Source organism: Brucella sp. HL-2, from assembly GCF_025846885.2.
Taxonomy (GTDB): domain Bacteria; phylum Pseudomonadota; class Alphaproteobacteria; order Rhizobiales; family Rhizobiaceae; genus Brucella; species Brucella quorumnocens.
This window is the reverse complement of sequence record NZ_JAOYTK010000029.1, coordinates 36,894-48,820: the sequence shown is the minus strand read 5'-3', so window position 1 is coordinate 48,820 and position 11,927 is coordinate 36,894. Positions and strand designations below refer to the sequence as shown.

The following is an 11,927-nucleotide window of genomic DNA, read 5'->3' as shown; positions in this document are numbered from 1 at the left end:
AACGGCCAGGTCGAAGGGCAGATCAACAAGCTGAAGCTCGTTAAAAGGCAAATGTATGGGCGTGCCAAGCTGGATCTTCTTCAGGCACGGTTGATCGGCGCAATGTGAAAGAAATCGTCATCAAAAATGCGTCAGACCCAATATTCGGCTCTGACTCACACACTGTCGTTCGTGAGAATGACATGGTCATACATCTAAGCCCCGGTCGGCCAACCGATATGCGCGCCGATTCAGGCGAAGAATATTCGATGCCGGATCCGACTGGCGCGCGATACTACGTTCTGGGTGCTGCGCGCCTCTACTAATCTCGTTGAAAATTCATGTTCTGCAATCTGCCTGTGACAGGCGGAGGGGAAAACTATGGCCTATCAGGACCGATTTTACACCATTGGCGATGTGACCGTTCAAAACGGCTCTGCTGTCGTGACTGGCACTGGCACCGGCTGGGAAACAGCATTGATCGATGGCGGGGTGATTTTCGTCGGCGGTGGATCCTATCCGATCTATTCCGTCGAGAGTGAAACATCGTTGACGCTTGCCTATCCCTTCACGGGAGAAAGCGGCGCAGATCTGCCTTATGCGGTTGACCGACAGCGTGCCGCTGCGACATCCAATATCCAGATGAATGATCGGCTCGCGCAGATCATTCGGGAGATAAGTATTGGAAACATCGAAGATCTGAACGCGATTGATTTCACTGGCAATGAGTTGTTGCAGACTAATGCGGCTGGCGTTCTCATTAAGGTAGCTTTGGCTGCTAACAAATTGCTTTGCACCAACGCAAATAAGAATATTGAACAAATTGAGCTTATCGCTCTACCAATCAGTACGGCTATGCAGAGCGCTTTGAACGATAAGCTTAGTTTGTCGGCAGGTGGTATTGTCAACGGTCCAGTGCGCGTTGATGGAGCTCTTTACACCTATGTCGCTCAAACAGCGCAGCAACGGTACTCAAATCAAGTTTCGTGCTTCATTGGTGATCAGATAGCAGGCCGCTTCCTCGCCGAGCATGCTCCGGGCGAGTATTATGCAACAATGATCCAAACCGCATTTCCGGGTGGGTCGCGCGAGTTCCTGTTTAAGAGTGATGGTTCGTTTACAGCGCCGGGCGCAATCATAGGCGCTGCCAAGAACTTTGAAATCGATCATACCGTCGATCCGGATAATTACGACCTTCGGCATTGTGCGACGGAAAGTGATGAAATGGGTCTGCATTATCGCGGACGGACGCGCCTTGTGAATGGCCGTGCGACTGTGAATGTCGAAGAATATCGAGGTGTCATGCCGGGAACCTATATGAATCTTTGGGCTGACGCTTGGGTCTCAAGCATCTTGAAAACTGGCCCGAAGGCTCATGTTTCTGTTTCAGAGATCGACGGCGCAACGTTTGAACTTATCTGTGAAGACGAGACCAGCAACGATCTTGTGTCTTGGCTTGTGACCGCCCGCCGCAATGACCCTTATGTGCGTTGGGAAGGCTGCATATCCACAGACGCGGAAGGAAAACTTATCGTCGAATTTGAGAAGGAAACCGCATGATGACCGACACCACGAAAGAAATCACCGATACTGCCAAGGTGGGGAAAAAGGGCCATCCACGATTTCCTGAAGCGCTCGGCCGCGAGCCACCGAAGAAAATCGTGCCAGTTCTCGAAGACGGTACACCTGACTACAGTCATCCCGGTTTGACGCCAGAGGAAATAGAAGGTCTCGAAGGCAAGTAGCCCAACCCCATAATCTAATTGAAAGCACCGCCCTTGAGGCGGCTTTTTATTGCCGGACACAATCATGAAACTTGTCTCCGATTGGAGGCGGGTGCTTCGCTATGCGTGGAGCATCCGCTTGCTGCTGGCCGCTGCAATTCTGTCCGGCCTTGAAGTTGTGTTGCCCTATCTGGGTGACGCTTTCCCCATCCCCACAGGCGCATTTGCAGCTCTCACCTTCGTCGTGACGGTGCTGGCCTTTGTCATGCGCATTAAATCACAGAAGGATTTTCGCGATGAGTAAACGTGCAAAGGCGGTTTTGGCGTCTGGTCTTGGCTTGGTTGCGTTGACTGCAACATATCTGACTGCGCCGTGGGAGGGCATGGAGAACCATGCCTATTACGACCAGCTCGGCAAGGTCTGGACTGTGTGCCTGGGGGAAACCAAAGGCGTCAAAAAAGGCGACAGCTACACCGATAAACAGTGTCAGGAAATGCTAATCAAGCGTCTTGAAACTGATTTCCGACAGCCGCTTCGCAAATGCATCCGGACCTTTGATCAGGCTCCTATCAGCTTGCAGGCTTCGATGCTGGATCTCTCATACAATATCGGCACCGGTGCTGCCTGCAAATCGACTGCCGCTAGGCGTATGACGGAAAAGCAATGGCGTATGGCCTGCAACGCCATGACGGCATTCAATCGAGCTGGCGGCAAGGTCGTGGAAGGTTTGCGTAAGCGGCGCGAGCTGGGCGATGCGCAACGTATCGGTGAGCTTGAACTTTGTCTGGCTGGTTTGAAATGAGCCAGATCCTCGACGCCATTAAGTTGACTGCGGGCGTTGCAATCGGGATCGTGCTTGCATCGATTTATTACAACGGCGTCCCGGTGCTGAAGGGTATTCCTTATATCGGGGCCGCGTTTGAGGGGCAGGCGAAAAAAGGGCTGGTGCCTGAGTTTCAGGCGCTGGCCTTAAAGGCTGAACTCGACCAGCTCAAATCAATCAGGCGTGCCAATGATCTCGTTATCGAAGCCTATCAAGTGCAGCTGCGCAACGCACGCGCAGCTGAAGCCGCCCGCATTGAACAAACGGAACAGGAGATTGCCGACTATGAACAGCGGCTTGCTGATGCAGGGCGGGTTTGCCTGCTTGATCGCGATGACATTGAGTTCCTGCGCAAGTGACAAGCTTTTGCAGGAGGCGGCGGAACAGGCAGGGCAGGCGCGGGCAGAGCGGCAATTGCCAGCCTATCCCGATGACTGCCGCAGAAAAGAAGAGCATGCAGCGCTAATCGATGGGGCGGAAGCTCGATCCGTGCTGAAGCGTGAACGGCAGGCGCTTGATCGACAGAATGCGCGCACAGATCGATGTGCTGACTTTTATGATGGCTTGGCGGGGGATTGAGGAGATGCCAATGGACAATGAAGCTGTAACAGCGCACCGAATGGTCGAACTTCCCGAGCGAACGAAAGAATTTCTTTCGAAGCTCGATGGTGACGATATCGACAATCTGGAAGATGCGATCAAGTTCTACGGGACCGTGCGCACGATGGGCCATGTCTTCAAATGGATGGCGATAACCATTCTCGCGGTAATCGTCGGCATTGCATCTCTATACGAGAACAGCCTGAAAATATGGGGCTGGTTCCACAAATGAGCGAGCCGGTTCGATCCGATGTCAACAGTACTGGCGTAGGATAAGAAGGAATGCCCCGGTGTTCGTGGAGATTAGGGGATGGGCGATTAACACCGGGGCGATGTGCTACGTGATCAGGTGCATTACATAACACACGATGTTTAAAGCATGGACGGTTATTAAGAACCACTCGCAATTAATTGCGGTATGCGGTAAATAATAAATTAGAAAAACTATAAATAAAAACTCCTACTTGCGCCCCAGCACCAAGTAGGAGTTACGCCAATACATCATAAGTATGTAATAATATACTCACCACTGGCGCAGTATTACAGTATCAATAATTGGATATATGTAAAGGCCGATGTCTAATATTTACTACTAGAGCGCATCCCGAAAAGTGGGAACCGGTTTTCGGACCAATATGTGCGTAAAAACAAAAAGATAGAGTATTTCTGATGACTCAACTTAATGCAGAAATGCTCTAGGATGAGTTTTGCGTTACTGTCGTCTGTGTGTCTGGTATGTGGATCAGCGATGCCCTGTTCGAAGCTGTGACCGATAAGTTGAAACGTAAACCTTAACAGCGACCCAGCTTTTTTCACGGCCTTCACCCGGTTCGCGAAGGCCGTGATATCTATGTCATTTAGGATGGCGAGCGCATGGATATCCGCCGTTGGCGGTGCAACTTTTCGTAATCCCGTCAGCGTCGGCATATCGCTTGCATTGCCGGGTATGACTAACTCAAATCTATTCTCCGCGACGCCTGCGCGATGGTTGATGGTCGATGCGCGACAAGAACACGGCTGATCTTTAAGGCTGAAACGGCCGAATTAATGCGGCGCTCGTTCGCTTCATCCAGAGCGCTTGTAGCCTCGTCTAGAAACAAGATCGATGGTCGGCGATAAAGCGCACGCGCGAGAAATAGCCGTTGTTTCTGACCTCCGGATAGTGAGCTTCCCATATCGCCAATGAGGGAGTCATACCGCATAGGCATCGCCATGATTTCATCACTCATAGCAACCATCTGAGCACATTCTTCAATCCATGCCTGATCGGCATGCGGATCAAAGCAGGAAATGTTTTCTCCAATCGTGCCAGCAAAAAGCTGATCATCCTGTAACACTGTGGCAATGTGCCTTCGATAGTTTACCAGGCCTGCTTGCTTGATGTCCGTATCCCCCAGTAAAATCCTTCCTTCACTGGGTTCAATCAGACCAGCCATGATTTTAAGCAACGTGGTTTTGCCGCAACCAGATGCACCCGTGATCGCCACGCACTCGCCCGGTTCAATCATCAGACTTAAACCGCTGAGAACTTCAGGCAATCCCTCGCCGTAGGTGTAGTGAACCTCTTCAGCCCGCAGCGGCAACGATTGAACAGTGGGTACTGCCATTGGTCGTGCAGATTGAGAAGCAACGGCTTCTGTTTTTGTCAGCGCAATATCTGCGATGCGTTCGGTGTGAAGGGAAAGCATCTTCAGGCTAATTGCCAGATCGATGAGGGCACCGACACGCCCAACCAGCTGATCTTTATAGGCAAGGAAAGCAATGAGCATGCCCACGGTCATTGCACCATCCATCACTGAGCGGGTACCGAGGATCAGCATGATAATACCGTCGCTTGCAGCAAGAAACGTTCCCATGATGCCAAACAGCATATCGAGCTTCTTAATGCGCAGGCCCGCATTCATAGAATTGACCAACAGTGTCAGCCACGTGCCTCTGCGGCGTTCATGCAAATCCATCGTCTTGATGCTGGCAGCACCGCGGATAGACTCGATGAAGTGGGAATTCTCTTTGGCTCCCTGAATAATCGCCGCCTCGTTGGCAGCCCGATAAGGGTGATAGGCAGCAACGCGGATGCCCAGATGCAGCAAAAGGGTAATCAGCGCGATTGCTGTCAGCCAGCCGCCATAAAGTACCATCATCACGAAAGCGCCGATCGTCATAATGCCGTCGAGCACAGCGCTCACCAGATCTGTCGTAAGCGCCGACTGAATGCGACCCAACGATCCAAAACGGGAGACGACATCACCGACATGGCGCTTTTCAAAGTAGGAGAGCGGCAGACGCAACAGATGATCAAACAGTGCGGTTGTCCATTGCAGGCTGAGATTTGTGCCCATGATGAGCACGGCCCATGTCCGGGCCAGCCCAAGGACAAGCTGAAGGACGACCAGAACCCCAAGTCCAATTGCAATGAGTGTCAGCAAATTATGATCCGACGCCACAATCACTTCATCGAAGATGATCTGCGATCCAATCGGTGTAAGCAGCGCAATGGCTTCCAGACAGAGTGACAGGGCAAATATCTGGAATAGCGCTCGCTTCAATCCGCTGATGCGCCTGAACATATCTGTAAGACGAATGCGTTCTTTCTCAACCTTGCGCTCAAAACCTTCTGAGGGCCAGAGTTCGAGTGCAATACCCGTAAAGCATTCGGATAACTCATTCAAAGACACCATGCGCCGACCGCGCGCAGGATCGTGAATATATGCTCCTTTGCTTGTTACTTTCTCCAGCACCACGTAATGGCGTAGTTCCCAATGAAGTATGCATGGCGTCTGAAGCTTTGACAGATCGTCAAGCTCGACTCGTAACGGTCGGGTTGCGATGAAGAGACCACTCGCAATTCTCGAAAGGTCGAGAAGCGATAGCCCTTTCACCGAAACAGAAAAACGTCGCCGTAAGGTGCTGAGGTCCGTGTCATGGCCATAATAACCTGCAACCATGGCCAAACACGCAAGCCCACATTCTGCGACCTCAGTTTGCAGAATGACTGGCAATTGCCGTTTCAACGATAGGGAAAAGTTCAGGCCATGCTTCATGAAGGATTGTTAGCCGCCTGATCGGTTGCGCGTCCTCGCAGGCTGTAAAGAGGCTCCAGCAGCCATTGGTAAAGCGGGCGGGTATCGAGTAGCATGTCCGCTTCAACGCTCATACCCGCCCTTAGTGGCTCAACCTGACCATAAGCCATGACGTGAGGCTGATCGGGCTGCACGGTAATACGGTATTTCGCCTGCCCGGGTTGTGGCTGAGCTGCGAGTGCGTCGGCGTCGGTTTCGGCCTGTCGTAAGGTGACACGAGACACCTTGGTGATCCGGCCGCCATATTGGCCGAACTTCTGATAAGGAAAGGCTGTGTAGCGCAAAAGCACCCGCGCACCATTTCTGATAAAGCCGATAGCCTTACTGTCAGCGAGCAGATGCACCTCCATCCTCTCGCCTGTCGGCAGGATCGACACAAGCGGTGTACCAGCCGCAACAAGCTGGCCCGAATGCGCAAGGATGGCTGCAATACTGCCATTGGCCGGAGCGGGGATCACAATAGCTCGTCGCGCCTCTGCCTGCGCCAGTTGCTCCTTCAGCGTGGCAATCCGCTGGCGCATTTCGCCAAGGGCAATCGCCGCCGACGCGTCAAAGCCATCCAGCTTTGAACTGATATCGGTTACAGTGCCTTCAAGCTGGACCCGCTGTCTGCGCAGGCTTTCCAGTTCCTGTCTGCTTTGCATGTAGCTTTGTTCAGCCGTTTCAAAGCTACGCTCAAGGGTAATGCCCTTGTCGACCAGTCGGCGATACTTGTCAGCGCGGGGCTGGAGGACAGTAATATAATCGCTTGTCTGCCCTATCTGCGCATCGACACGTTCGATCTCGCGTTGGGTGGCGAACTTACGTTCTCTGAGAGCACGCTTTTCCACCTTATCAAGCTGCACACGCTGCCTGATAGCCTCGCCAAGTTCATCAATGCGGCTCTGTAATTGCTCTTTGACGACTGTTTCCGTGTCGCCCAAATTGGTCGTTGTATCTGTCCCAACTAGAAACAGCGGATCGCCTGCGTTAACGGTTGCTGCATCCGTCGCATATGCCTGTAACAAGCGCCCCGTTTGCGGTGTAAAAACATGCAAAATACCCGCATTTGGAACGACGGCGCCATAGACACGAACACGGCGTGTATATTCGCCAAAGACTAGAACAGCTACAATAAGCGCCACCACCCCCAGCCCGACAGCTGTGGCTGCCTGCACCGAAATCGGCTGAATCAACCTAGGACTACCAAGCCACGCGCTGCGCAGTAACAGATTCAGAGCGAAAGAGAGGGGAGAGTACTTTGTTCATAACAACAAAAAGGCGATCACTCACATACTTTCTGACTTTTAATAAATATTCAAATTAAAACAATACCGATTCAAAACAAACAAACTAACATTTCCTTGATAAAATACTCTTATATTTATCTTTACTCATTATTACAGAAACATCACTCGACAATTTAGTGTAATTTTCTGATATATATTTTATAAAAGAGCTGATTTCCGCCTTTGGATTACTCAGCACTGATTCTTCATCATATAAAGCTCTTAAGAGCATGGCATCATCAAAACAGAGGTTTGTTCTTCTGCTTCTATCCATAAAATTAAGTTTTCCGTGAGACAAAGGAAATGCGAATGTTTTTAAGTCATCACGAAGAAAAGTACTCTCACCGTTTTGATTGTCAACATTATCAATTCCAGTCAGTATTTGGAATAAAGGCTTCTGCATTAACTCATTCAGAGCATCTCTGTCAGTAATATAATTTAAACCTATAGAATTTCTTGTTGACATATACATGTATGAAGAAATTTTCCCCCCAATTCCATAATTTCCATTTGCAAAACTACTAATGCTAGAAAAAGACTGAATGTAGCTTCTTCCAGTAATATCATTAAGGTATTTTATATCATCAAATATTATTCTTCGAGCCGCTTCATTCTCTGAATTAAACCTAATAAAAAGCAAGCTTTGCGTCGGGCACCTGTCGATATCCTGAACTAATGTATTTGTGAATCTTAACGATGTTAGATCCTCTATTAGTTCAATATTACTTTCCAATCTAATTTTATCTAATGAATTGTATTCGCCATAAATACATGTCTCTATCGTCGCTGGCCACCGCCAAACCCGGCTCTCATGGTTGATTGTTTGCTTTTTTACAACCGATTGAAAAAAGTCAATAAAACGCCCAGCGCCATCTGCACCGTAGGCTAAAGAGTCTGATGATGCCTCTTCCACGGGCAGCCCCACCATAACTAACACGACCAATTTAACCAACCACTGACGCATCAGGCAATCCTTTGAAGAAGCCCTCTCCTCTTCGAGAAGGAGAGGGTAATTCAATTACTTATTTCGTGCTCGCTTAGTTATGGCTTTCACGCTTTTTAAAATTGACGGTGCCGTTAACGCCACTCGTACCGGCTCCAACTGAAAAACCTTCTAAAGTAAATTCACCGTTTACGTAGCGACCCGTCTTACCGGCCTCACCACCTGGAAAAACCACATAGCCTGTAACCTCGTCACGATTAGTCTGACGAGCAACACTGTGGCCCATGTTATCACGCCCACCGCCAGCGCTATCGGATCGACCGCCATCACCACCAACACTAACTCTATCTATGTGGGTGGTACCATCTTTGTCAGTATAATGTCCGCCGGAAACTGCGGCCATTTCTTCAAGTGTGAGAATGCGCATATTTGGTCTCCAAATAATTAAAATAACGGCCCAAACTAGCCACATTACAATTATGCGAGTAGCCCTATTAGTTGGCGGCAAACGGTTGTGTATGTATAACCTCACGCCGCAGACAACGGCTCGAAAGCCCTACGCATCTTCTGTTTCCGGGCGCAGCAACTTTGCGTAGAACCTCTGGGGCTCCAACCCTTTTTTGCATTTAGCTTGGTTCTACGAATTTCTTTTCATTTAAAGAGTGTGGTTTGCCATTTTCGGCGGCACGATGACAAGCGGCTAGCGCACTCAACCATGCGCCAGCCTGTGGGGGAACTGGGCGTTTCCCTGTAAGCCATGTGTCTACAAGCGTTTTAGCGCACCTGAGTTGATGGCGGAGAATTTCTGGAGTCCATCCGATATCTGTCAGTCGATCCTGCAATTGATCTGGTGTCATAATTCCTCCTGCCAGCGCAGAGGGCGCAGGATAATGCATAGCCGAAAAAGTTCCAACTGTGCCGCATTCTGAAGCGTGCACGGCAAGCGAAAAGTTGGAACTGACGTTGATCTTAAACAATATCCTACAGCCTTCTAAGCCGTAGGTCGCAGGTTCGAATCCTGCAGGGATCGCCATTGCCTCCTTCACGGAGTGTTGAGGGAGCATTGATCTACCCTTGGCTACACCTCTGCGTGAGTTGAAGGGATCCGATAAATCACTGACCGGTATTTCGGCGTTATATCATGGTCGACTACTTGGCCGCCCATTTCCTCGGGAATACGCCGGCTCGCATGATTGGCTTCGGCGACCGGATAACGGAATGCACGCGGACTGAAGACAGATGCACTCCATTTCACAACGGCCCGCACTGCTTCACGCCCGTATCCATGCCCGTGTTCCTGCTCACTCACCCAGATACCTAGTTCAGGTTCGGGCGATTGTGTATTGTGTAATCCAGCCAGACCTATGAAGCTGCCGCTCTCACGATGCCGGATCACAAAAGTCAGATCAGACCCATCTGCGATCGTGCAAAGCCACCGACGCCAGACCACCTCAAATGCTGACCGTGATGGCGGAGGATCAAAAGCCATAAAACGGGTCAACGTTGGAGTGATTGAATCAAATGCTTCTCCCGAGTCAGCGGCAGAGAAGGGCCTGAGTTGTAGGCGTTCGGTCTGGATGTCGATGATAAGCGGGTGCATGAGGTTGCTCATCGAAAGTGACGACTCAGATGAAGGATTTAATCTTGGCGCTGAATATCATAAGAAATCTCCACTTGTCTGCAATTGGGTTAATCCGTGCATTCGCGGCCCTGACGGTTGATTGAGTCAAACTGCTGCATGGTCGAATACCGAGAAGCCACACGAGGAGACGAATAGCCCTGCCTGCTTGCGGGTAGGCAGGGTCAATCTATTGACGCAATGCGTTTCTTTTTGCTTCTTAACTGGTGGCTACCCGGTGGCTACCAGCGCTCAAAAATCGAAACGTCGCGACGAGGATAAAAATATAAGTCGTTGAATTTTCTCGTAAAATCTGGTGCCGCTTAGCAGACTCGAACTGCTGACCCCATCATTACGAATTTTCGAGTAGTTTCTTTGTTGGCACTTGTACAAGTTTTATTTTGTTTGTCGGAATAAGCAATTTCAATGACTTAGTGTTTGACGCAGTTTGTCGGAGATTGACAGACTTCTATCATATTTGCTTTCAGTTGGTTCCGCCGTGGTTCCGCGCAAGTTTATGATGGGGTCGAAGTGCCAAAGCTAACGAAGAGAATAATTGATGCCTTCGAGCCTTCCAGTCAAGGCGAACAATATCTTTGGGACAGCGAGCTAAAAGGCTTTGGGGTTCGCATGATGCCGTCTGGTATTGGGTCTTATATCATAAAATACCGGAATGCCGAAGGCCGTCAGCGCAAAATGGTCCTTGGCCGCGTTGGCGCATTGACGCCCGATGAGGCACGTCAATTGGCGCGGGAGAAGATAGGGGAGGTATTCAAAGGCAATGACCCTTCCGCAGATCGCGCACGATTACGGCAATCTATCACCGTTTCAGAGCTTTGCGCTCTGTATCTCGAAGATGCAAAGCCACGTCTTAAGCCGAACACATATTCAATTAATGAGGGCCAATTGCGCTCTCATATTAATCCATTGATTGGCAACCGAACAGTAGTGAGCCTGACGCGCGCCGACATTGTGAAGTTGCAGAACGACATTACAGCGGGCAAGACGGCTAAGAAACGAGAGGGACGTGGCGGCGTAACTACAGGCGGGAAGGCAGCAGCAGCGCGGGCGATAACTATTTTCGGTATTGTTTTAGAGTTTGCACGAGCTGGATTAGTCGTCACAGAGAATGTTGTGCGCGGAATAAAGAAGCCGAAGGCTGGAAAACGAGACCGTTTTCTTTCGGATATAGAGATTTCCCGGCTCGGAAAGGTTATGCGAGAGGCTGATGATGAGTCCGAAGTGGCGCTTGCAGCGTTGCGATTTCTGATGCTTTCAGGCTGTCGACGTATGGAAGTTCTAGCCCTACCCGTTAAGTGGATCGATCCTGCAAAGGGATCAATTCGATTTGGTGATACAAAGACTGGCGCACAAATCCGGCCAATCGGACAGTGGGCCTTTTCTGCCATCGCGCATATTGAGAGCAAAAATGGGTGGGTATTTCCAGCAGAACGAGGAGAGGGGCATTATGTTGGCTTGCCGCGAGTTCTTGAGAGGCTTTGTTCAAAGGCCAAACTTGAAGATGTGAGTCTCCATGTAATGCGTCACACCTTTGCTTCTGTCGCTGCTGAAATGGGATATTCGGAACTGACGATAGCAGGAATGCTCGGGCATTCAGTGCCTGGTGTCACGGCACGATACGCTCACGTAGCTGATAAAGCGCTTGTATCTGCTGCCGATCAAGTTTCAAAAAGAATAGCCAGTCTGCTTGATGGCAAACCGGCTATTGATGAAGATAATCAAAGCTCTGAAGTCGAATGAACCGGCTTAGACAATCGTTTGTTGGCCCACTCGTCCAGATCGTTCCTGTGATAGAGGGGGATGCGACCTGAGTATTGCATAGTCGGCCCTCCGCCTCTCGTCGCCATCGTGTTTAGGGTCGCTATCGAAA

The 11,927-nt window shown here is 50.2% G+C and carries 15 protein-coding genes; 9 read left to right on the top strand and 6 right to left on the bottom strand.

Going from position 1 to position 11,927, the window contains the following annotated elements; genetic code table 11:
* Positions 1-182: 182 nt before the first annotated feature.
* The 8 genes from OIV19_RS20505 (at position 183) to OIV19_RS20470 (ending at position 3,359) form a co-directional block, all read left to right on the top strand.
* Positions 183-305, top strand: a complete 123-nt coding sequence (locus OIV19_RS20505; protein ID WP_264233471.1) for a hypothetical protein — start codon at positions 183-185, stop codon at positions 303-305.
* Positions 306-360: 55 nt separating this feature from the next.
* On the top strand, positions 361-1,539 hold the full coding sequence (locus OIV19_RS20500; RefSeq protein ID WP_264233468.1) for a hypothetical protein: 1,179 nt from the start codon (positions 361-363) through the stop codon (positions 1,537-1,539).
* Positions 1,536-1,724: a hypothetical protein gene (locus tag OIV19_RS20495; RefSeq protein ID WP_264233465.1), complete on the top strand. Its 189-nt coding sequence runs from the start codon at positions 1,536-1,538 to the stop codon at positions 1,722-1,724. Before OIV19_RS20500 ends, OIV19_RS20495 begins: the two co-directional genes overlap by 4 nt.
* A 64-nt stretch (positions 1,725-1,788) precedes the next feature.
* Positions 1,789-2,007 (top strand): DUF7940 domain-containing protein, encoded by a 219-nt coding sequence (locus tag OIV19_RS20490; RefSeq protein ID WP_264233463.1) that lies wholly within the window; start codon positions 1,789-1,791, stop codon positions 2,005-2,007.
* A complete protein-coding gene (locus tag OIV19_RS20485) occupies positions 2,000-2,506 on the top strand; it encodes a lysozyme (protein ID WP_264233461.1) in 507 nt (168 codons plus the stop codon). The genes OIV19_RS20490 and OIV19_RS20485 overlap by 8 nt, the downstream gene beginning before the upstream one ends.
* On the top strand, positions 2,503-2,886 hold the full coding sequence (locus OIV19_RS20480) for a hypothetical protein (protein ID WP_264233459.1): 384 nt from the start codon (positions 2,503-2,505) through the stop codon (positions 2,884-2,886). Before OIV19_RS20485 ends, OIV19_RS20480 begins: the two co-directional genes overlap by 4 nt.
* Complete coding sequence (locus tag OIV19_RS20475) at positions 2,861-3,106, top strand: hypothetical protein (RefSeq protein ID WP_319637625.1); 246 nt, start codon at positions 2,861-2,863, stop codon at positions 3,104-3,106. Before OIV19_RS20480 ends, OIV19_RS20475 begins: the two co-directional genes overlap by 26 nt.
* Before the next feature lie 10 nt (positions 3,107-3,116).
* Positions 3,117-3,359, top strand: coding sequence for a hypothetical protein (locus OIV19_RS20470; RefSeq protein WP_264233458.1), 243 nt, complete (start codon positions 3,117-3,119; stop codon positions 3,357-3,359).
* 718 nt (positions 3,360-4,077) lie between these two features.
* Here the strand turns inward: OIV19_RS20470 and OIV19_RS20465 are convergent.
* The 6 genes from OIV19_RS20465 to OIV19_RS20440 form a co-directional block, all read right to left on the bottom strand.
* Entirely contained in the window at positions 4,078-6,168 is a 2,091-nt protein-coding gene (locus OIV19_RS20465; protein ID WP_264233457.1) for a peptidase domain-containing ABC transporter, read from the bottom strand.
* Positions 6,165-7,364, bottom strand: a complete 1,200-nt coding sequence (locus OIV19_RS20460; RefSeq protein WP_264233455.1) for a beta-barrel domain-containing protein — start codon at positions 7,362-7,364, stop codon at positions 6,165-6,167. Before OIV19_RS20460 ends, OIV19_RS20465 begins: the two co-directional genes overlap by 4 nt.
* 175 nt (positions 7,365-7,539) lie before the next feature.
* Positions 7,540-8,439 (bottom strand): hypothetical protein, encoded by a 900-nt coding sequence (locus tag OIV19_RS20455; RefSeq protein WP_264233453.1) that lies wholly within the window; start codon positions 8,437-8,439, stop codon positions 7,540-7,542.
* A gap of 73 nt (positions 8,440-8,512) precedes the next feature.
* Positions 8,513-8,845: a hypothetical protein gene (locus tag OIV19_RS20450; RefSeq protein WP_264233451.1), complete on the bottom strand. Its 333-nt coding sequence runs from the start codon at positions 8,843-8,845 to the stop codon at positions 8,513-8,515.
* A 199-nt stretch (positions 8,846-9,044) separates the two neighbouring features.
* Positions 9,045-9,452, bottom strand: a complete 408-nt coding sequence (locus tag OIV19_RS20445; RefSeq protein ID WP_264233450.1) for a hypothetical protein — start codon at positions 9,450-9,452, stop codon at positions 9,045-9,047.
* A gap of 44 nt (positions 9,453-9,496) precedes the next feature.
* Complete coding sequence (locus tag OIV19_RS20440) at positions 9,497-10,018, bottom strand: GNAT family N-acetyltransferase (protein ID WP_264233448.1); 522 nt, start codon at positions 10,016-10,018, stop codon at positions 9,497-9,499.
* 549 nt (positions 10,019-10,567) lie between these two features.
* Between OIV19_RS20440 and OIV19_RS20435 the strand changes: the two genes are divergently transcribed.
* Positions 10,568-11,797 carry a site-specific integrase gene (locus tag OIV19_RS20435; protein ID WP_264233446.1) on the top strand — a complete coding sequence of 410 codons (1,230 nt, stop codon included), beginning with the start codon at positions 10,568-10,570 and terminating at the stop codon, positions 11,795-11,797.
* The last annotated feature ends 130 nt before the right edge of the window (positions 11,798-11,927 follow it).